We start from the raw sequence: 19,815 nt of genomic DNA, 5'->3' as shown, positions 1-19,815 counted from the left end.
GTCGGTCACAGCTTCGGCGCAATCTCTTCGGTCCAGATCCGGGTCCGCTCCGCCTGCGACATGTGGCAGGCGGACCAGTGCCGGCTGTCGTCCTGGGTCAGCTCGGGGCGCTGGGTGCGGGTGATGCCGCCCTTGGGTACGTCGGCGTACGGGCACCGGGGGTTGAAGGCGCAGCCGCTCGGGATGTTGATGAGGCTGGGCGGGGAGCCCTTGACCGGGATCAGCCGCTCGGTCTGGTCGCGGTCGATGCGCGGCATCGAGCCGAGCAGGCCCCAGGTGTAGGGGTGGCGCGGCTCGTAGAAGACCTTCTCGGCGGTGCCGCGCTCGACGCACCGGCCGCCGTACATCACGAGGATGTCGTCGGCCATCTCGGCGACCACGCCGAGGTCGTGCGTGATCATGATGACGGCGGAGCCGAACTCCTTCTGGAGGTCCCGGATCAGGTCCAGGATCTGCGCCTGGACGGTGACGTCCAGGGCGGTCGTGGGTTCGTCCGCGATGAGCAGTTCGGGGTTGTTGACCAGCGCCATCGCGATCATCGCGCGCTGGCGCATGCCGCCGGAGAACTCGTGGGGGTACGCGTCCACGCGCCGGTGGGGCTCCGGGATGCCGACGCGGTCGAGCATCTCGACGGCCCGGGTGCGGGCCGCCTTCTTGTCGACGTCGTTGTGGGTCCGGTACGCCTCGACGATCTGCTTGCCGACCGAGTAGTACGGGTGCATCGCGGACAGCGGGTCCTGGAAGACCATCGCCATCTTGCGGCCGCGGAGCCTGCGCACGTGGTCGGCGTCGGCCCGGACGAGGTCCTCGCCGTCGAGCACGACCTCGCCGGAGATGTGCGGACGGCTGCGGGCCTGGCCGGTGCGGTGCAGGCCCATGATGGCCAGCGAGGTCACCGACTTGCCGGAGCCGGACTCACCGACGATGCCGAGCGTCTTGCCGCGTTCCAGGTCGAAGGAGAGCCCGTCGACCGACTTGACCAGCCCGTCGTCGGTCGGGAAGTGGACCTTGAGGTCGCGTACGGACAGGAAGGACGCCGCCGAGGCGCGGGACGCGGGCCCCGCCTGCTCGGGCACGAACGCGGGTCCGGCGGAGGTGGAGGGGTTGTCGGTCACGTCAGCCTCACGCGCGGGTCGATGACGGCGTACAGCAGGTCCACGATCAGGTTGGCCAGGACCACGAACAGCGCGGCGAGCAGGGTCACGCCCATGATGACGGGGAGGTCGCCCTGGCTGATGGCGGCGACGGCCGCCGTTCCCAGGCCCTGGAAGTTGAAGGTCGTCTCGGTGAGCACGGCGCCGCCGAGGAGGCCGCCGAGGTCGAGACCGAACATCGTGACGACCGGGGTGAGCGTGGAGCGCAGGGCGTGCTTGCGGATGACCACGCCCTCCTTGAGGCCCTTGGCGCGGGCCGTGCGGATGTAGTCCTCGCCGAGCACCTCCAGCATGGTGGCGCGGGTGATGCGGGCGTAGGTGGCGGCGAAGAGGAAGGCCAGGGTGACCCAGGGGAGGATCAGGCTGTTGAGCCAGGCCAGTGGATCCTCGGTCAGGGGTTTGTAGTTGGACACGTCCAGCCAGCCGAGGCCGTAGACGAAGATCGCGGGGGCCACCATGCCGGTGAAGAAGATCGGCAGGGAGACGCCGGCGAGGGCTCCGATCATCACGGTGCGGTCGATGGCGGTCCTGCGTTTGAGCGCGGAGACCACTCCGGTCGCCACACCGGCGATCACCCAGATCACGGCCGCGCCGAGGGCGAGCGAGAGGGTGACCGGCATGCGGTCGAGCATGGTCTCCCAGACGGGGGCCTCGCTCTTGAAGGAGTAGCCGAAGCACGGTGCCGCGCAGTGCGTGACCTCGGTGCCGGCGTCGTAGTCGCGGCCGACGAAGATGCCCTTGAGGAACACCCAGTACTGCTCGGAGATGGGCTTGTCGAAGCCCATCTTCACGCGGATGCCGGCCAGGGCGGTGGGATTGGTCTCGCGGCCGGCGTACATGAGCGCGGGATCGCTGCCGGTCAGTTTCGGGACCGCGAAGAAGATGCCGAAGGTGACCACGGAGACCACCAGCAGCGTGGCGGCGACGTTGAACAGCCGCCGTATGAGGTAGACGAGCACTGCAGTCGGCCGCCCGGGGCGGGCGGTCGCCGCCCCTCGTGGGGACGACGACCGCCGCCTGCGGCCTTCACCTGCCCTTCGGACTAGCGCACGTGCGGTGAAGGCACTTACTTACGTACTTGCTGACCTGCTGGTGTCCGGCGGCCGCCTCACGGGGCCGCCGGACGGTCGGACGACTGGGCGCCGACTACTGGCTGCCGTGCCCGGGGGCTACTTGGCGACGCCGACGACCGCGAGGTCGATCTTGCCCATGGAGTCGTTGAAGTAGACGTTCGTCAGGCGGGGGTTGTGGTAGACCAGCGCCTTGTCGAAGTTGATCGGCAGGTAGAGCGCCTTCTCCATGACCTTCTTGTTGATGTCCGTGTAGAACGGCGCTGCGGCGTCCGGCGTGGCGGCCGCGGCGGCCTTGTCGAACAGGCCGTTGACCTCGGGGTCGTCGAGCATCGTGTAGTTGTTGTTACCGGTCTGGGCGATGAACGAGCCGTCGACCAGCGGCTGGAGGAAGCCCGAGCCGGAGTTGTAGTCGGCGCCCCAGCCCATGACGATGATTCCGTAGTTCTTCTTCTTCACGTTCTCGGGCGAACCGATGGTGGAGGAGGAGAGCTTGCCGTCGTACTGGTCGATCGTGGCCTTGATGCCGACCTTCTGCAGCGCGGCCTGGAGCGACTCGGCGGTCTTGACCTCGGGGGCCTTGTTGTTGCGGACCGCGATGGTGGTCTCGAAGCCGTCCGGCTTGCCGCACGCCTTGAGGGCGGCCTTGGCCTTGTCGACCTGGGGCTTGCCCGCGGTCAGCTTCCACGGGTCGTAGGCCTTGTCGGCGCCGGGGACGCCGGGCGGCAGCATGTTCGCGCCGAGGTCACCGCTGGTCGGGCCGCCGCGGGCGTTCTGCAGCGACTTCGGGTCGGCCGCGTAGATGACGGCCTTGCGGCACTCGATGTTGTCGAACGGCGCGACCGTCTGCGGGAAGGCGAAGTAGCGGATGTAGCCCGTGAACGGGTTGTCCGCGTTCTTCTTGAGGTTCGCGTCCTTGAGGATCTTGTTCTTCGCGGCCTGCTGCACACCGGTGCCGTCGACGGCGAGGTCGATGTCGCCGGAGAGCAGGCGCTGGTCCATGTCGTCCGGGTTGGTGGTGACCGTGAAGGTGACCTTGTCCGGCAGACCCTTGCGGATCGTGTCGGTCTTCGGGTCCCAGTTCTCGTTGCGGACGAAGGTCGCGCCCTTGCCGGAGGCGAAGCTCTCGACCTTGTACGGACCCGTGGAGACCGGCTTGTTGGTGTACGTGGCACCCGTGTCCTTGCCCGCCGGGACGGGCGAGGAGGACGGCATGGCCAGCAGGTACTTGAAGTCGGAGTTCGCGCTCGCCAGGTTGAAGACGACCGTGTGGTCGTCCGGCGTCTGGACGGACTTGAGGCCCATCTTGTCCGGGTCGGTGTCCTTGTAGGGACCCTCGTACTTCTGGCCCTGGTCGAGCTGGTCGATCAGGTAGGTCGGGCCGCCGGCCAGCACGTCCTGCGCGAAGACGCGCTCGATGCCGTACTTGAAGTCCTTCGAGGTGATCGGCGTGCCGTCCTCGAACTTCACCCCGTCCTTGATCTTGACGGTGTACGTCTTCCCGTCGTTGCTCAGGACGGGCTCGCCCTCTGCGAGGTCCGGGACGAGCTTGGTGCCCGCGGCGCCCGGCTTGCTGTCGTACGCGTAGAGCTGGCGTATGAAGAGGCGCTGCATGTTCCACACGAAGCCGTAGTAGGCACGCGCCGGGTCGAGGAAGTCGACGTCCTGGGGGGACCAGAGCTTGAGCTCACCGCCCTTGGCGTCGGAGGCGTTCACGACGCCGGTGGCGGCACCGCTGTAGCCCTTGTCGCTCTTGTCGCCCCCCGCCGTCTTGGTGTCGTCGCCACCGCACGCGGCGGTCAGCGACAGGGCGGCGATCACGGCGGTGATCGCGAGTGCCTGCTTTCTGCGGATCACGGTTGTCCAACCTCCAGAAGTGGGTGAATCGAAAGAGCGGTTCAGCTGCCCTTGGGGTCGAGTGCGTCGCGCAGCCCGTCCCCGAAGAGGTTGAACGCCAGGACGGTGATGAAGATCGTGATACCGGGAACCACCATGTACATGGGGTCGTCCTGGTAGATGGGGATGGCGTCGGACAGCATCTTTCCCCAGGAGGCGGTGGGCGGTTTGACGCCGGCACCGAGGAAGCTGAGGGCCGCTTCCGTCAGGATGTTGGTCGGGATGATCAGCGTCGAGTAGACGAGGATCGGGGCGACCAGGTTCGGCAGCAGCTCCTTGATCAGGATGTAGCCGCGGCCCGCGCCGAGGCTGCGTGCCGCCTCCACGTACTCGCGCTCCCGCAGGGACATCGTCTGGCCACGGACGATGCGGCCGATGTAGGGCCAGCCGAAGAAGCCGATCACGAGGATCAGCACCGCCATGCGGACGCTGGAACCTTCGAGCCCGAGCAGGCTGTTGGGCACCACGGAGACGAGCGCGATGGTGAACAACAGCTGCGGGAAGGCCAGCAGCAGGTCCATCAGGCGGCTGATGAGGCCGTCGACCCAGCCGCCGAGGAATCCGGCGAGCGCGCCCAGCAGGCTGCCGATGACGACCGAGACGAAGGCCGCCAGGAAGGCGACGATCAGGGAGATGCGGGCGCCGTAGAGGATCCGGCTGAAGACGTCGCGGCCGTTGGTGGGTTCGACGCCCAGCAGGAAGTCGGAACTGACGCCGCCGAACGAGCCGATCGGCGTGCCGAGGTCGGGATCGATCATGTCCTCGTGGAACTCGTTGGGCGGGTGGCCCAGCAGGCTCACGATCTGCGGCGCGAAGACCGCCACCAGGATCAGGAAGATCACGACCACGCCGCCGGTCAGCGCGACCTTGTCGCGCTTGAGCCGCATCCAGGCGATGCGGCCGGGCGAGCGGCCTTCGATGGCCTTGGCAGGGACGTCGGCTACGGACACGGGTGCGGGCGTTTCCGCGCTCGTGTCATGCAGTGGTGCCGTCATCGTGGTGGGGACCCCTCTCGGCCGACGGGTGTGCCGGCCCATGCCCGCCGCTGTGGCGGCGTTGGTGCGGAGTGGCGCTCGGAGTGCGTGGGACACGCTGAACGCGTGTGAAGTGCAGGAAGTACAGGACGTGCGGGAAAAGCTGCGGGAAGAACGCGGTGTGCGGATGCAGGTGCCGATCACGTGCCGAACCGCGTCCTGGGAGGACTGACCGGCTCTTGGGTGGGGAGTCTTCATCGGGCGCTCGACCAGCCGCCAGACCCGCAGTTGAATGGATGCGCAACCGTGATCTGACGCCCCGATTCCCGTTATCCGGACTTCACTCCCACCTGAGCGGAGCAAGACCGTCTGTTCGGTACGCAAACGGGCATGTCGCCCAACTCACAAGAGTGCCACGCCTTTTGGGCGTACAACAGCGGCGAAAACGGGACAAGAAGAAGGCCGCCGGGAACCGTGGGATCCGGCGGCCTCAAAATGGCCGGTATGAGCTGTCTCAAAACATGAGCATGTTCCGGAAGGAGGGATTCCGGCGCTGGACCTGCACGAAGGGGCTAATAGGAGGGGGCCTGGCCCTCGCGGTCGTAGAACGGGCGGGTCTGCGAACGCAGCCACATCGCCACCGGGTCGTGCTCGTCGGCGAGCGCGACGGTGCACACCGGAACGCCCTCCGGGACCGCCCCGACCGACTGCCGCATCATCTCCCGTACGGATTCCAGGGCGGGCGCGGAAGCGTCGTACAGGTCCAGCCCCACCGCCAGGTACGCCGACCCCAGCGACGGCTGCACCCAGGCGCGGCGCAGCGAGCGGACGGCTGGCGTGCGGTGCGCGTGCTGGGTCAGCAGCCCGTAGAACTGCGGCAGCTCCAGGGCGGGCTCGGACAGCCGCAGCGGGCCGGCCGGCATCCGGTCGAGGCCGGTGGCGATGCGGCGCAGGTCCGCCCAGGGGAGGCCGAGGCCGCCGCCCTGGGCGTGGGGGTTGAGCCACAGGCCCCAGCGGTCCGGGTACAGGGCGCGGGCGATGTCCCGGCCGGTGACCACCTCGTAGCCGCGGTTCCATCCGCTGGCGGCCAGCTCCTGCGGGGAGGTCACGCAGGGCGCGTAGCCGAGGCCGTCGACCTCCATGCCGCCGTACTGGGCGTCCGGGGATCCCGGCCGGCCCTGCCAGAGCAGCATCCACAGGCGGCCCTCGGAGAGGGCGTGCAGGAGCGACTCGTAGCTCTCATAGCGCCCGGGAGTCACCTGGCGCAGCATGTGCTCGACCTGCCCGGCCGCGGCCGTGCCTGACGCACTCACCCGGTACCCCTCTTCGTCCGCCGTCATCCACGCGTATGGGCCCCCAGCTTAAGCGGCCCTACGGGAGGTAGAAGGGGCGTACGCGCTCACGGATGTAGTCGACCACCGGGTCCTGGGCGGCGTCGAGGAGGATCAACTGCACGGGCCAGGGCGCCGGTACGCGGGTCAGGGCCCGGCCGAGGGCCTCCAGCGGGGCGCTGCGCGCCTCGGGATCCCATCCCGCCAGCCGGACACCGATGTACAGCTGCGGGGCCCCGCCCTCGACGCTGGCGAGGCAGCGGTGGGCGGCGGTGACCACGCCGAGGGCGCGGAACTCCTCCGCGGCGGCGGTGAGGAAGTCGACCGGGTCGTCCTGCCAGTCGGGCTCGAAGAGCCGGACGCGGCCGCCGGTGGCGGGGCCGTCGAGGGGGGTCCGGCCGGTGCGGCAGAGCTCCGCGACGGCGGGCGGGGGGAGCGGGACGCCGACGGCGCCCTCGGGGTTGAGGGCGATGCCGAGCTGCGGGGGCAGGCCGCGGGCGAACTCGACGGCGGGGGCGACGGCGAAGTCCATGTCGGGGCCGGCGCAGACGCGGAACTGGGCCTCGGAGGTGTAGACGGGGACGTAGGCCTCGCCGCCGATGAGCATGGTCGGGAGGGTGAGGGCGGCGTGCGTGGGGCTCCCGCCGGCGGGCAGCGGCACCCATATCCGGCTGCGGCCGAGCACCTCCAGGATCCGCGCCCCGGCGTCCGCCTGCCCCAGGGCTGCGCCGAGCACCTGCTCCAGCTCGTTGTCGGGCCACCCGCTGCCGTGCATCCGCCGCCTCCTCGCTCCGCGCTACCCCGCAGACCCTAATCCGTCCCGACCCCCGGCCCCGCATCCCCACCCGCCGCCCGACCGGAGCCCCGGACCCCTTCACCCCCGCCCGGCACCAACCCCGCCGGGCAGCCCCGGCCAACTCCAGCCCCGCCGGCGTTCGAGGCGCGGGTCCGGATCCCCCTGTCGGGCCAGGCCCAGCCTCACCGGCCAACTCCAGCCTCGCCGGCGTTCGAGGCGCGGGTCCGGGCAGAGCCCGGTGCCCGGCGGAGCCGGATTCCCTGGGGCTCCGCCCCAGACCCCGCGCCTCAAACGCCGGCGAGGCTGCAAGTTGCCCCCGGCACCCGGAAGCGACGCGTCGGCGAGGCTGCAAGCGGCGCCCCCGAAGCCGGGCGGCCACGGGTCGGCGAGGCTGCAAGTTGCGCCCCCGGCACCCGGAAGCGACGCGCCGACGGGACTGCACAAGCGGCGCCCCGACACCGGGAAACGACGCGCCGGCGAGGCGGCAAGCGGCGCGCCCGAAGCCGGGTGGCACGGGTCGGCCACGCCGATGGGCTGAACGTTGCGCCCCCCGGCGCCGAGGCCAAAGGCAGGGGCGCGCCGACGGAGTCGAAGAGGCGTCCGCGGCGCCGGAAGACCGAGGGGCAGCCCACGCCGACGGGCCGGAAGATGCGCCCCGCCGGGAGGCCACGGGTCGCCCCACGTCGGCGGAGCCGAAGGACGTACCCCGGCGCCGCAAAGACCACGGGTCCCGGAAGCCCCCCCGCCGGGAGGTCACGGGGCGGGGGGCGGTCAGGGGAACGTGATCTGGGTGACCGCGGCAGCGGAAGGGCGGTCGAGGAGGGTGACCGTCGCGCAGCCCGGAGGGGGGTGGCCGGCTTCCGCGGAGCGCAGGAGACGGGTCACCGCCGCGCGGTGGCGGGCGAAGGCGTACGCCGAGACCCGCCGCCCCCGTTCCGCCTGCCCCGCCAGCGCCTCCTGCGCGGTGGTGTCCAGCAGCAGCAGGTGCAGCGCCCGCCCCCGCCGCCGCGCGGCCGCCGCCAGAAGCCCCCGCACCCATGCCTGGCTGCCGCAGTCGTGCACCACCACCGAGGCCCCGGACCGCAGGGTCCGCCACAGCCCCCAGTAGTGGGCGAAGCGGACCAGCGGCCGGTACACCCCGTACGGCAGCGCCCCCGGCATCCGCCGCTCCCACCGCTCCCGCGTGTCCTGCGAGTCGATCACCCCGGCCCCCGCGGCCCGCTTGATCAGCGTGCTCTTGCCCCCGCCGGGCAGGCCGGACACCACCACGATGTCCCCCGCTGCGAAGCAGAGCCGCGGCCCCGGCGCCCCGGCACCGCGCAGGTCCCGGACCCGCCCCGGCTGCACCGCCGCCGGCACCGGCACCGGCACCGCCGCCGGCACGTCCGCACGCCGCTGCGCCGGAACCCCCTCAAGGGTCCCCGTCAAAGCCGGCACTCCGAACCTCCGCACAGTGATCGCCTCCCCCGCCTCTGAATGTAAAGGGACGGCAATCCGCCCCACCCGGTTCCGCCCCACCCCGTGCCGCCCTCCCTCGAGCCCCGCTGGGGCCGGCCCGGACTTTCGGGCCCGCCCGCCCACACCCGCCCGCCTCGTGCAATGATGTGCGCCATCTGGACACCAACTGCATACCGGCCGCTTGAATCCGCGCGGGAGAGTCCCGGCAGGCCGCAAGGCCGTGCCCGGGCGCCGAAGGAGCAAGTTCCTCCCTTGAATCTCTCAGGCCCCGTACCGCGTGGATGAGGCAGATCTGAAAAGCGGGCTGCTCGACAGCTCCACCCAAGGTGCAAGCCGAAGACGCGTTCCGCCCGGTGCGGGAACTCTCGGCGAACCTCTCAGGTTCCGATGACAGATGGGGAGGATCGTCCTCGTCATGTCATGCCCTGGGACCCGGGAGCCACACCCATGAGCACTGCCCCCCGCCTGACCGCGCTCGACGCGCTGCACCGCTCGCTCGGTGCGACCATGACCGACTTCGCGGGCTGGGACATGCCGCTGCGCTACGCCAGTGAGCGCGACGAGCACAACGCCGTACGCACCAAGGCCGGTCTCTTCGACCTGTCCCACATGGGCGAGATCACCCTGACCGGCCCCGAGGCCGTCAAGGCGCTGGACTACGCGCTGGTCGGCAACATCTCCACCGTCGGCGTCGGCCGCGCCCGCTACACGCACATCTGCCAGGAGGACGGCGGGATCCTCGACGACCTGATCGTCTACCGCCTCGGCGAGAGCGAGTACATGGTCGTCGCCAACGCCTCCAACGCGCAGACCGTCCTGGACGCCCTCACCGAGCGCGCCGCCGGCTTCGACACCGAGGTCCGCGACGACCGTGACGCCTACGCGCTGATCGCCGTGCAGGGCCCGGAGTCCCCGGGGATCCTCGCCTCGCTCACCGACGCCGACCTGGACGGGCTCAAGTACTACGCGGGCCTGCCCGGCACCGTCGCGGGCGTGCCCGCGCTGATCGCACGTACGGGCTACACCGGCGAGGACGGCTTCGAGCTGTTCGTCGCCCCCGAGCACGCCGTGGAGCTGTGGCAGGCGCTCACGAAGGCCGGCGAGGGCGCGGGCCTGGTCCCGGCCGGCCTGTCCTGCCGCGACACGCTGCGCCTGGAGGCGGGCATGCCGCTGTACGGGCACGAGCTGACCACCTCCCTGACCCCGTTCGACGCGGGCCTGGGCCGGGTCGTGAAGTTCGAGAAGGAGGGCGACTTCGTCGGCCGCGCCGCACTGGAGGCCGCCGCCGAGCGCGCCGCCTCGAACCCGCCGCGCAAGCTGGTCGGCCTGATCGCCGAGGGCCGCCGGGTCCCGCGCGCCGGTTTCCCGGTGGTCGCCGACGGCAAGGTCGTCGGCGAGGTCACCTCGGGCGCCCCGTCGCCGACGCTGGGCAAGCCGATCGCGATGGCGTACGTGGACGCGGCGCACGCCGCGCCCGGCACCTCCGGCGTCGGCGTGGACATTCGCGGTACGCATGAGCCGTACGAGGTCGTGGCCCTGCCGTTCTACAAGCGGCAGAAGTAGTCCGCCCCTGCCCGTACAGCGTCACCGCCGCACGGAGGTCCGTACGGCGCTGTCCCGGTACCCCAGACCACTGTTCGTATCCACTCCCCCGCATCCAGGAGAATCAGGTCATGAGCAACCCCCAGCAGCTGCGTTTCAGCAAGGAGCACGAGTGGCTGTCGGCCGCCGAGGACGGCGTCTCGACGGTCGGCATCACGGAGTTCGCGGCCAACGCGCTCGGTGACGTCGTCTACGCCCAGCTCCCCGAGGTCGGCGACACGGTGACCGCGGGCGAGACCTGCGGCGAGCTGGAGTCGACCAAGTCGGTCAGCGACCTGTACTCCCCCGTGACCGGTGAGGTCGTCGCGGCCAACCAGGACGTCGTGGACGACCCTTCGCTCGTGAACTCGGCGCCGTTCGAGGGTGGCTGGCTCTTCAAGGTGCGCGTCACGGAGGAGCCGGCCGACCTGCTCTCCGATGCCGAGTACGCCAAGCTCACCGCCGGTAACTGACCCCAGGGGATCCTGATGTCCGTACTGAACACCCCGCTCCACGAGCTCGACCCCGACGTCGCCGCCGCCGTCGACGCCGAGCTCGTACGCCAGCAGTCGACCCTGGAAATGATCGCGTCGGAGAACTTCGCTCCGGTCGCCGTCATGGAGGCCCAGGGCTCGGTCCTGACCAACAAGTACGCCGAGGGCTACCCCGGCCGCCGCTACTACGGCGGCTGCGAGCACGTCGACGTCGTCGAGCAGATCGCGATCGACCGGATCAAGGCCCTGTTCGGCGCCGAGGCCGCGAACGTCCAGCCGCACTCGGGTGCGCAGGCGAACGCCGCCGCGATGTTCGCGCTGCTCAAGCCGGGCGACACGATCATGGGCCTGAACCTGGCCCACGGCGGTCACCTGACCCACGGTATGAAGATCAACTTCTCCGGCAAGCTCTACAACGTGGTCCCGTACCACGTGGACGAGACCGGCCAGGTCGACATGGCCGAGGTCGAGCGCCTCGCCAAGGAGTCCAAGCCGCAGCTGATCGTCGCCGGCTGGTCCGCGTACCCGCGCCAGCTGGACTTCGCCGCCTTCCGCCGCATCGCGGACGAGGTCGGCGCGTACCTGATGGTCGACATGGCACACTTCGCCGGCCTGGTCGCCGCGGGTCTGCACCCGAACCCGGTCCCGCACGCCCACGTCGTCACCACCACCACGCACAAGACCCTCGGCGGTCCGCGCGGCGGTGTCATCCTGTCGACGCAGGAGCTGGCGAAGAAGATCAACTCCGCGGTCTTCCCCGGTCAGCAGGGTGGCCCGCTGGAGCACGTGATCGCGGCGAAGGCCGTCTCCTTCAAGGTCGCCGCGTCGCCCGAGTTCAAGGAGCGCCAGGAGCGCACCCTGGAGGGCGCGAAGATCCTCGCCGCGCGCCTGGTCCAGGACGACGTCAAGGCCGTGGGCGTGGACGTCCTGACCGGCGGCACCGACGTGCACCTGGTCCTGGTCGACCTGCGCAACTCCGAGCTGGACGGCCAGCAGGCCGAGGACCGCCTCCACGAGGTCGGCATCACGGTCAACCGCAACGCCATCCCGAACGACCCGCGGCCGCCGATGGTCACCTCGGGCCTGCGGATCGGTACGCCGGCCCTGGCCACCCGTGGTTTCGACGCCGAGGCCTTCACCGAGGTCGCCGAGATCATCGCGCAGGCGCTCAAGCCCGCCTACGACGCCGAGTCCCTCAAGGCGCGCGTCTCCGCGCTCGCGGCGAAGTTCCCGCTGTACCCGACGCTCTGACGCGACCGGGCGGGGCCCGGTGCCTGTTCCCACAGGCCCGGGCCCCTTTTTCACGCCCGCCCGCCCGCCGGTCGGGGCCGGGGATGTGAGCCGACGCACACCCCGGCTTCCCCTTGTGGCCCCGTCCGGCAGGCGGGTCGTTCACCTCGCCGCGTTAAGCTCGACCGTCGGACAAAATCCGAACAAACCTCCCTGATCACCTCACCGCTGGTCCAACCCGCTCTCCTGTGCCCCTCTCCCACCCCACGAGCAGACAAGGGAGTCTCGCCACCGTGGCCATCTCCGTCTTCGACCTCTTCTCCATCGGCATCGGTCCCTCTTCCTCCCACACGGTCGGCCCGATGCGGGCGGCGCGCATGTTCGTGACCCGCTTGAAGAAGGAAGGCGTCCTCGCCCAGACGGCTTCCGTCCGCGCGGAGCTCTTCGGCTCGCTCGGCGCGACCGGCCACGGCCACGGCACCCCCAAGGCGGTCCTGCTGGGCCTCGAGGGCCACTCCCCCCGCACGGTGAACGTGGAGACCGCCGACGCCGAGGTCGAGCGGATCCGCCAGAGCGGCCGGCTGCGCCTGATGGGCGCCGAGATAGGCGAGGCGCACGAGATCGCCTTCGACGAGCCGAGCCAGCTCATCCTGCACCGCCGCCGGTCCCTGCCCTACCACGCGAACGGCATGACGCTCTTCGCGTACGACGCGGCCGGCGCCCCGCTGCTGGAGAAGACCTACTACTCGGTCGGCGGCGGCTTCGTCGTGGACGAGGACGCGGTCGGCGAGGACCGGATCAAGCTCGACGACACCGAGCTGAGGTACCCCTTCCGCAGCGGTGACGAGATGCTGCGCATGGCCCGGGAGAGCGGCCTGTCGATCTCCGCGATGATGCTGGAGAACGAGAAGGCCTGGCGTACGGAGGAGGAGATCCGCGAGGGCCTCCTGGAGATCTGGCGGGTCATGCAGGCCTGCGTCGCGCGCGGGATGTCGCGCGAGGGGATCCTGCCGGGCGGCCTCAAGGTCCGCCGGCGCGCCGCGAACACCGCGCGCAAGCTGCGCTCCGAGGGCGACCCGCAGGCGCTGTCGATGGAGTGGATCACCCTCTACGCGATGGCCGTGAACGAGGAGAACGCCGCGGGCGGCCGGGTGGTCACCGCCCCGACGAACGGCGCCGCGGGCATCATCCCGGCGGTGCTGCACTACTACATGAACTTCGTGCCCGGCGCCGACGAGGAGGGCGTGGTCCGCTTCCTGCTGTCGGCCGGCGCGATCGGCCTGCTCTTCAAGGAGAACGCCTCGATCTCGGGCGCCGAGGTCGGCTGCCAGGGCGAGGTCGGCTCCGCGTGCTCCATGGCGGCCGGCGCCCTCGCCGAGGTCCTGGGCGGCAGCCCCGAGCAGGTGGAGAACGCCGCCGAGATCGGCATGGAGCACAACCTGGGCCTGACCTGCGACCCGGTCGGCGGGCTGGTCCAGATCCCGTGCATCGAGCGCAACGGCATGGCGGCGGTCAAGGCCGTCACCGCGGCCCGGATGGCGATGCGCGGCGACGGCTCCCACAAGGTCTCCCTGGACAAGGTCATCAAGACCATGAAGGAGACCGGCGCCGACATGAAGGTCAAGTACAAGGAGACCGCCCGCGGCGGCCTCGCGGTCAACGTCATCGAGTGCTGAGCCGACGCCCGAGCCGCTGACGGCGGCCGGCGGGTACCGACGGGAGGGCCGGGCGCGGGTGCGCCCGGCCCTTTCCCCGTCCTCGCGCTACTTCCTGCGGATCGAGGTCAGACAGCCCTTGGCGAAGGCGTTCACGGCGTCGTCCAGCGTCTTGAGGCTCTCGGGAGTGGGGGGCTCGTCCGCCTCCCCGGTGACCGTGATGTCCAGCATGAGGTTGCTGTCCCGCACCCGTATCTGCCTGACCTGGCGCGGATCGTCCGGTTTGGTGTAGAGGAGGCGGTACGCCTCCTTGCCCACGCCCTTGACGTCGGCCGGGGCGCCGCCCGGCGAGTCCTTGCCCGCGTCGCCCCGCACCTTGGCGAAGACCGCCTTCGCGTCGTCGACGCTCGGGAGGTAGGCGAAGTCCAGCTCGACCTTGGCTCCCCCATAGGCCGCGGGGCCGCTCCGGACGAGCTTCTGGACGCACTCGGCGCCCGGGTAGCCCCCGGTGGTCCGGCGGGTGCGGTCGGCCACGTCCTCGCGGGCCCCGAGCGGGTCGGCCAGTTTGCCGTACGGCAGCGCGTTGCATATCTCGTCCGTGGCGACCCAGGGATAGCCGCCCTTGCCCTCCTGGGAGACCTCCTCGTCGCCGCTTCCGCAGGCGGTGGCCGCGAGGACGAGGACCGCGGTGATCACGGCATGACGGTGAAGGCGGGTGTGAAGGCGGTGACGGCGCATCCGGTGCTCCCCTGTCGCACGGTCCATGTCCAGGCCGCCACCCTGCCAGGAATGGCACGCCGCCACGGCGTGATCCGTGCAACCGTGACGGCGTCCCGGGTGTCTTCAGTGGTGTCACCCTTGTCCCCGTCTCTCAGAATCGGGGGGACGTCATGCAGAACGCACGACGCCGCCAGGTCACCGCCCTGCTCGCGGGCGCCCTGCTCACCGCCGGGGCCGCGTTCGCCGCGCCGGCCTCCGCCGCCTCCACCACGCTGGTCACCAACGCCCGCTGGGGCGGGCACTGCACCTACGACCGGCTCGTCATCGACCTCCAGGGAGCCGCCCCGCCGGTCACCGTCACGCCCGTCTCCGAGCTGGTCTACGACGGGTCCGGCAAGCCGGTCCCGCTGCCGGGCAAGTACTTCCTCGAGATCAGGCTGCACCCCGCCGCCGCGCACGACTCGGCCGGTCACAACGTCTACGTGGGGCCGGCGCTCCAGCAGATCGCCCTCCCCAAGCTCAAGGGCATGGCCAAGACCGGCGACTTCGAGGGGTACGTCACCTTCGGCGCGGCCTTCGACACCCCGCCCACCTATAACACGAGCGTGCTGCACGCCCCGGAGCGGTTCGTCCTGGACTTCCCGCACCCGGCCACCTGCTGACGCGACACCGGCCCGGCCCCGCGCTACCGGTGCTCGGGGTTCGGGAAGTCGAAGCGGCATCCGGCGTCCCACTCCGAGCGCTGGTTGCCGTGCGCCGGGATACCGCCCGCCCGTTTCAGCAGGGCGGCCAGGTGCATGAGGTTCCAGCTCATGAAGGTCGTGTTCCGGTTGGTGAAGTCGTTCTCGGGGCCGCCCGAGCCGGGGTCCAGGTACGAGGGCCCCGGCCCGGCCTCACCGATCCACCCGGCGTCGGCCTGCGGCGGGATCGCGTACCCGAGGTGCTGGAGGCTGTAGAGGACGTTCATGGCGCAGTGTTTGACGCCGTCCTCGTTGCCGGTGATGAGCGCCCCGCCGACCCGGCCGTAGTAGGCGTACTGGCCCCGGTCGTTCAGCAGCGAGGAGCAGGCGTACAGCCGCTCGATGACCTGCTTCATCACGGAGCTGTTGTCCCCGAGCCAGATGGGGCCGCACAGCACCAGGATGTCGGCGTCCATGATCCGGCTGTAGAGGACGGGCCACTCGTCGCTCTCCCAGCCGTGCTCGGTCATGTCGGGCCAGACGCCGGTGGCGATGTCGTGGTCGACGGCGCGGACGAGCTCGGTCCGGGCGCCGGCGGCCTCCATGACCGCCCGGCTCCGGGAGATCAGGCCCTCGGTGTTGCTGGTCTCGGGGGACCGCTTGAGGGTGCAGTTCACGAAGAGGGCGCTCAGGTCGCCGTAGCGGGGGGTCTGCGCGGTTGCGGAGTCGTCGGCCACCGCACCACCGTGCGTCGCACCGGACGCGGCCGCCAGCGGGCGCGCCCGGAAGGGGCGGGTTGTGACCCGTCCGGACGGGCGACTAGGGTCATGGGGCCTTGGTGTTCGGGAAACCGGTGGGAAACCGGTGCGGCCCTCGCCACTGTGATCGGGAAGTCCGGCTCCACTCTCCCCCAGACTCCGTCCGGGAGGTGCCCCCACCGCGGGAAGCCACTGGGACCTGCGCGGGAGACCGCACGGCCCCGGGAAGGCGGAGTCAGGGCATCAGTACCCGTGAGCCAGGAGACCGGCCGGGGCGCGTCGTCCATCCACGAGGTGCTGGAGAGGTCTCCACAGTCATGCATATCGCCGAGGGCTTCCTGCCCCCGTTGCACGCGGTCGCCTGGGGCGTCGCGTCCGCCCCCTTCGTCGTACACGGTGCCCGGGCCCTGTCCCGTGAGGTGAGGGCGAACCCGGAGAGCACGCTGCTGCTGGGCGCGTCGGGGGCGTTCACGTTCGTCCTGTCGGCCCTCAAGATCCCGTCGGTGACGGGCAGTTGTTCGCACCCCACCGGGACGGGGCTCGGCGCGATCCTGTTCCGGCCACCGGTCATGACGGTGCTCGGGACCATCACCCTGCTGTTCCAGGCCCTGCTGCTCGCGCACGGCGGGCTGACCACGCTCGGCGCGAACGCCTTCTCGATGGCGATCGCCGGACCCTGGGCGGGGTACGGCGTCTACCGGCTGCTCAAGCGGTTCGACGTGCCGCTGATGGTCACCGTCTTCTTCGGCGCGTTCTTCGCCGACCTCGTCACCTACTGCGTGACCAGCGTCCAGCTGGCGCTGGCCTTCCCGGACCCGTCGAGCGGGTTCCCCGGCGCGCTCGCGAAGTTCGGCGGGATATTTGCGCTCACGCAGATCCCGCTGGCCGTCAGCGAGGGGCTGCTGACCGTCCTGGTCATGCGGCTGCTGACGCAGTCCAGCAAGTCCGACCTGGTCCGGCTCGGTGTCGCCGGGCCGGCCGGTGGCGCCGCGCGCACGGAGGCCGCCCGATGAGCCGCAACGCGAAGATCAACGCCCTGCTGCTGCTCCTGGTCGCGGCGCTCGCCGTGCTGCCCGTCGCGCTGGGCATGGGCGACGGCAAGGAGGAACCGTTCGCCGGCGCCGACAGCCAGGCCGAATCGGCGATCACCGAGATCGAGCCGGGCTACGAGCCGTGGTTCTCGCCGCTGTACGAACCGCCGTCCGCGGAGGTGGAGTCGGCGCTGTTCGCCCTCCAGGCGGCCCTCGGCGCGGGCGTGCTCGCCTACTACTTCGGCCTGCGCAAGGGCCGCCGCCAGGGCCTCGCCCAGAGCCACCGCGAACAGTCGCCGGGCCGGCCGCCCCGCGACGAACAGTCCTAGCCGGTGCTGCCCATCGACGTGGCGGCGCACGGCAGCCGCTGGCGCCACCGCCACCCGCTGGAGAAGGCGCTGCTGGGGCTCGGGCTCACCGTCACCGCCGTCGCCCTGCCGCCCTGGCCCGGCGGGCCGCTGGTGGCGGCGGCGACCCTGGCCGTGCTGCTCGGTCCGGCCGGGGTCGCCGGACGGCAGCTGTGGCGGGCCTTCCGGATCCCGCTGGGCTTCTGCGTCACCGGGGCGCTGCCCCTGCTGTTCGCGGTGGGCGGCCCGGCGGGGCCGGTCTCCCTGGCTCCGGACGGCCCCCGGCACGCGGCGGAGCTGCTGCTGCGTACGTCGGCGGCCTCGCTCGGGGTGCTGCTGTTCGCCTTCACCACCCCGGTGTCGGACGTGCTTCCCCGGCTGGTGCGGGCGGGCGTCCCGGCCCCGGTGGTGGACGTGGCCCTGGTCATGTACCGGATCGGGTTCCTGCTGCTGGACTCGGTGGCCCGGGTGCGCCGGGCGCAGGCGGCCCGGCTCGGGCACACGGGCCGGGCCGCGCTGTGGCGTTCGCTGGCCGGGCTGGCCGCCACCTCGTTCGTACGGGCCTTCGACCGCGCGGCGCGGCTCCAGGAGGGGCTGGCCGGGCGGGGCTACGACGGGGCCCTGCGGGTGCTGGTGCCCGGGGCGGCGGTGTCGTGGCGGTTCCTGGCGGCGTCGGCGGCCCTGCTGGGCGCGCTGGTCACCGTGACTCTCACCCTGGAAGGGCGGTACCTGTGAACCCGTTGGTGGAACTGGTGGGCGCGGGCTACGCGTACGAGGACGGCCCCGAGGTGCTGTCCGGCGTCGACTTCGCCATCGCGCGGGGCCGGGCGCTGGTCCTGCTGGGCCGCAACGGCAGCGGCAAGACCACGCTCATGCGGCTGCTGAGCGGCGGCCTGCGGCCCGGCGCGGGCCAACTGCGGCTGGACGGCACGGCGGTGCGGTACGACCGCACGGGGCTGACCCGGCTGCGCAGCTGCGTGCAGCTGGTCGTGCAGGACCCGGACGACCAGCTGTTCGCGGCCTCGGTCGAGCAGGACGTGTCCTTCGGCCCCATGAACATGGGCCTGGCCCCGGCCGAGGTGAGGGAGCGGGTGGACTCGGCGCTGACCGCGCTGGACATCACCGCCCTGCGGGACCGGCCGACCCACCTGCTCTCGTACGGGCAGCGCAAGCGGGCGGCGATCGCGGGCGCGGTGGCGATGGCGCCGCGGGTGCTGATCCTGGACGAGCCGACGGCCGGACTCGACCCCGACGGGCAGGAACGGCTGCTGGAGGTGCTGGCGGGCCTGCGCGGGAACGGTACGACGGTGGTGATGGCCACGCACGACGTCGACCTCGCGGTGCGCTGGGCCGACGACGCGGCGGTCCTCACCCCGTCGGGCATCCGCTTCGGGCCGGCCGGGGCCCTGCTGTCGGACCCGGAGCTCCTGGCGTCCGCGGGGCTCCGCCAGGCGTGGTCCCCGGTGGTGACGGCGTTCCTGCGGGCGCGCGGCCTGCTGGAGGAGGACGCGCCGGGACCGCGGACGCCGCAGGCGCTGTCCGCGTGGGCCGGGGCCCCGTCCTGAACCGGGCCACGGCCCGGCGCCGGGGCGCGAACCTAGGATGAGCGCATGTCGCTCCCGCACGCCATCCTCACCGCCCTGCTCGAAAAGCCCTCGTCCGGGCTGGAGCTGACCCGGCGGTTCGACAAGTCGATCGGGTACTTCTGGTCCGCGACGCACCAGCAGATCTACCGTGAGCTGGGCCGGCTGGAGGAGGCCGGGCTGATCCGGGCGCTGCCCAGCGAGGTGCCCGTACGGGGGCAGAAGAAGGAGTACGAGGTACTGCCCGCGGGGAGCGCGGAGCTGACCCGGTGGGTCGGCGAGAGCCAGGACCCCAAGGCGATCCGGGATCCGCTGCTGCTGCGGGTGCGGGCGGCCGGCGTCGTCGGCCCGCAGGGGCTGGCAGGGGAGCTGCGGCGCCATCTGGAGCTGCACCGGGGGCAGCTGGCCGAGTACGAGGCGATCGAGGCGAAGGACTTCCCGCCGGGGCGGGACTCCGACGAGGACCGGCTGCGCCGGCTCGTGCTGCGCGGCGGGATCGGCCTGGAGACGTTCTGGCTGCGCTGGCTGGAGGAGGCGCTGGCCGAGGTCGACGACATGACGGGGCCGCCGAGGACATGACGGGGCCGCCCGCGTGACGCGGCCCCGTCCCGCGTCCGCTACTTGTTCAGGGCGTTCCAGAACTCGTCGAAGCTCAGCAGGCCGTCGCCGTTGGCGTCCTTGGCGGCGATGACGGCGTCCGCGACGGCGCCGGTGACGTACGCGTCACCCATGGCCTTCATGGCCGCGCTGTACTCGTCGGCCGTGACGAAGCCGTCGCCGTCCGCGTCGAACTTGCCGAACGTCGCCCGCGCGCTCTCGATGTCCGCCACTGGGTCCACCCCTTCTCGGTGCTTGTTGACGGCTCAGGGTAGCGCCCCCGGCGGGTCGTCCTCACCCCGGGTCCCGTTCGGCCGGCAGAAAGAAATGCAATTACTCTTCCGCCATCCGGAAGCGATAATTCCAGCCATCAAATCCAGCCGCCACTTGTCACGCTCCGGGATCACGGCATAACGTACCGGCATTGCCGCCACACCAGGAGCGCAGGGCTCCCAGGGAC

The 19,815-nt window shown here is 71.3% G+C and carries 20 protein-coding genes and 2 riboswitches; of the genes, 10 read left to right on the top strand and 10 right to left on the bottom strand.

What is annotated here, in order from left to right:
- Positions 1 to 5: 5 nt before the first annotated feature.
- From OHA81_RS22125 to OHA81_RS22095, 7 genes are all read right to left on the bottom strand, one after another.
- Positions 6 to 1,076, bottom strand: a complete 1,071-nt coding sequence (locus tag OHA81_RS22125) for an ABC transporter ATP-binding protein (protein ID WP_329202468.1) — start codon at positions 1,074 to 1,076, stop codon at positions 6 to 8.
- A 35-nt stretch (positions 1,077 to 1,111) separates the two neighbouring features.
- The gene (locus OHA81_RS22120; RefSeq protein ID WP_329198490.1) at positions 1,112 to 2,113 is read right to left on the bottom strand and encodes an ABC transporter permease; all 1,002 of its coding nucleotides are present in this window, start codon (positions 2,111 to 2,113) and stop codon (positions 1,112 to 1,114) included.
- A gap of 210 nt (positions 2,114 to 2,323) precedes the next feature.
- Positions 2,324 to 4,081: an ABC transporter substrate-binding protein gene (locus OHA81_RS22115; RefSeq protein WP_329198488.1), complete on the bottom strand. Its 1,758-nt coding sequence runs from the start codon at positions 4,079 to 4,081 to the stop codon at positions 2,324 to 2,326.
- Positions 4,082 to 4,122: 41 nt separating this feature from the next.
- The gene (locus OHA81_RS22110) at positions 4,123 to 5,115 is read right to left on the bottom strand and encodes an ABC transporter permease (protein WP_329198487.1); all 993 of its coding nucleotides are present in this window, start codon (positions 5,113 to 5,115) and stop codon (positions 4,123 to 4,125) included.
- 551 nt (positions 5,116 to 5,666) lie between these two features.
- Positions 5,667 to 6,407 carry an enhanced serine sensitivity protein SseB C-terminal domain-containing protein gene (locus tag OHA81_RS22105; RefSeq protein WP_329198485.1) on the bottom strand — a complete coding sequence of 247 codons (741 nt, stop codon included), beginning with the start codon at positions 6,405 to 6,407 and terminating at the stop codon, positions 5,667 to 5,669.
- A gap of 58 nt (positions 6,408 to 6,465) precedes the next feature.
- Positions 6,466 to 7,200 (bottom strand): enhanced serine sensitivity protein SseB, encoded by a 735-nt coding sequence (locus tag OHA81_RS22100; RefSeq protein WP_329198483.1) that lies wholly within the window; start codon positions 7,198 to 7,200, stop codon positions 6,466 to 6,468.
- Between the two features lie 792 nt (positions 7,201 to 7,992).
- Complete coding sequence (locus tag OHA81_RS22095; protein WP_443056616.1) at positions 7,993 to 8,649, bottom strand: AAA family ATPase; 657 nt, start codon at positions 8,647 to 8,649, stop codon at positions 7,993 to 7,995.
- Positions 8,650 to 8,861: 212 nt separating this feature from the next.
- Positions 8,862 to 8,965: riboswitch (glycine riboswitch) on the top strand.
- A gap of 161 nt (positions 8,966 to 9,126) precedes the next feature.
- Here OHA81_RS22095 and gcvT point away from each other — a divergent pair.
- The 4 genes from gcvT (at position 9,127) to OHA81_RS22075 (ending at position 13,660) form a co-directional block, all read left to right on the top strand.
- Positions 9,127 to 10,242, top strand: coding sequence for a glycine cleavage system aminomethyltransferase GcvT (gcvT, locus tag OHA81_RS22090; protein ID WP_329198482.1), 1,116 nt, complete (start codon positions 9,127 to 9,129; stop codon positions 10,240 to 10,242).
- Between the two features lie 110 nt (positions 10,243 to 10,352).
- Positions 10,353 to 10,733: a glycine cleavage system protein GcvH gene (gene gcvH, locus OHA81_RS22085; RefSeq protein WP_329198480.1), complete on the top strand. Its 381-nt coding sequence runs from the start codon at positions 10,353 to 10,355 to the stop codon at positions 10,731 to 10,733.
- Between the two features lie 15 nt (positions 10,734 to 10,748).
- Positions 10,749 to 12,005, top strand: a complete 1,257-nt coding sequence (gene glyA, locus OHA81_RS22080; RefSeq protein ID WP_190183516.1) for a serine hydroxymethyltransferase — start codon at positions 10,749 to 10,751, stop codon at positions 12,003 to 12,005.
- A gap of 272 nt (positions 12,006 to 12,277) precedes the next feature.
- Complete coding sequence (locus tag OHA81_RS22075) at positions 12,278 to 13,660, top strand: L-serine ammonia-lyase (RefSeq protein WP_329198478.1); 1,383 nt, start codon at positions 12,278 to 12,280, stop codon at positions 13,658 to 13,660.
- Between the two features lie 87 nt (positions 13,661 to 13,747).
- Here the strand turns inward: OHA81_RS22075 and OHA81_RS22070 are convergent, their stop codons facing one another.
- Positions 13,748 to 14,335 (bottom strand): hypothetical protein, encoded by a 588-nt coding sequence (locus OHA81_RS22070; RefSeq protein WP_329198475.1) that lies wholly within the window; start codon positions 14,333 to 14,335, stop codon positions 13,748 to 13,750.
- A gap of 194 nt (positions 14,336 to 14,529) precedes the next feature.
- Between OHA81_RS22070 and OHA81_RS22065 the strand changes: the two genes are divergently transcribed.
- Positions 14,530 to 15,021, top strand: coding sequence for an AMIN-like domain-containing (lipo)protein (locus OHA81_RS22065; protein WP_329198473.1), 492 nt, complete (start codon positions 14,530 to 14,532; stop codon positions 15,019 to 15,021).
- Between the two features lie 23 nt (positions 15,022 to 15,044).
- On the opposite strand, the gene OHA81_RS22060 is transcribed toward OHA81_RS22065, so the two are convergent.
- Positions 15,045 to 15,776 (bottom strand): flavodoxin family protein, encoded by a 732-nt coding sequence (locus tag OHA81_RS22060; protein ID WP_329198471.1) that lies wholly within the window; start codon positions 15,774 to 15,776, stop codon positions 15,045 to 15,047.
- Positions 15,777 to 15,858: 82 nt separating this feature from the next.
- Positions 15,859 to 16,085, top strand: a riboswitch (cobalamin riboswitch).
- 29 nt (positions 16,086 to 16,114) lie between these two features.
- Between OHA81_RS22060 and OHA81_RS22055 the strand changes: the two genes are divergently transcribed.
- The 5 genes from OHA81_RS22055 to OHA81_RS22035 are packed head-to-tail and all read left to right on the top strand — an operon-like array spanning position 16,115 to position 19,337.
- Positions 16,115 to 16,810: an energy-coupling factor ABC transporter permease gene (locus OHA81_RS22055; RefSeq protein ID WP_329198469.1), complete on the top strand. Its 696-nt coding sequence runs from the start codon at positions 16,115 to 16,117 to the stop codon at positions 16,808 to 16,810.
- A complete protein-coding gene (locus tag OHA81_RS22050) occupies positions 16,807 to 17,157 on the top strand; it encodes an energy-coupling factor ABC transporter substrate-binding protein (RefSeq protein WP_329198467.1) in 351 nt (116 codons plus the stop codon). The genes OHA81_RS22055 and OHA81_RS22050 overlap by 4 nt, the downstream gene beginning before the upstream one ends.
- A gap of 3 nt (positions 17,158 to 17,160) precedes the next feature.
- Entirely contained in the window at positions 17,161 to 17,910 is a 750-nt protein-coding gene (gene cbiQ / locus OHA81_RS22045; RefSeq protein WP_329198465.1) for a cobalt ECF transporter T component CbiQ, read from the top strand.
- Positions 17,907 to 18,740 carry an ATP-binding cassette domain-containing protein gene (locus tag OHA81_RS22040; protein ID WP_329198464.1) on the top strand — a complete coding sequence of 278 codons (834 nt, stop codon included), beginning with the start codon at positions 17,907 to 17,909 and terminating at the stop codon, positions 18,738 to 18,740. The genes cbiQ and OHA81_RS22040 overlap by 4 nt, the downstream gene beginning before the upstream one ends.
- A gap of 45 nt (positions 18,741 to 18,785) precedes the next feature.
- Positions 18,786 to 19,337, top strand: coding sequence for a PadR family transcriptional regulator (locus tag OHA81_RS22035; protein ID WP_329198462.1), 552 nt, complete (start codon positions 18,786 to 18,788; stop codon positions 19,335 to 19,337).
- 38 nt (positions 19,338 to 19,375) lie between these two features.
- Here OHA81_RS22035 and OHA81_RS22030 read toward each other — a convergent pair whose 3' ends face one another.
- Positions 19,376 to 19,588: an EF-hand domain-containing protein gene (locus OHA81_RS22030; protein ID WP_190183507.1), complete on the bottom strand. Its 213-nt coding sequence runs from the start codon at positions 19,586 to 19,588 to the stop codon at positions 19,376 to 19,378.
- Positions 19,589 to 19,815 lie beyond the last annotated feature (227 nt).

The sequence above is a fragment of the Streptomyces sp. NBC_00667 genome (assembly GCF_036226825.1).
GTDB lineage: Bacteria > Actinomycetota > Actinomycetes > Streptomycetales > Streptomycetaceae > Streptomyces.
The sequence above is the reverse complement of the archived record's forward strand: the minus strand, read 5'-3'. Positions and strand labels throughout refer to the sequence as shown.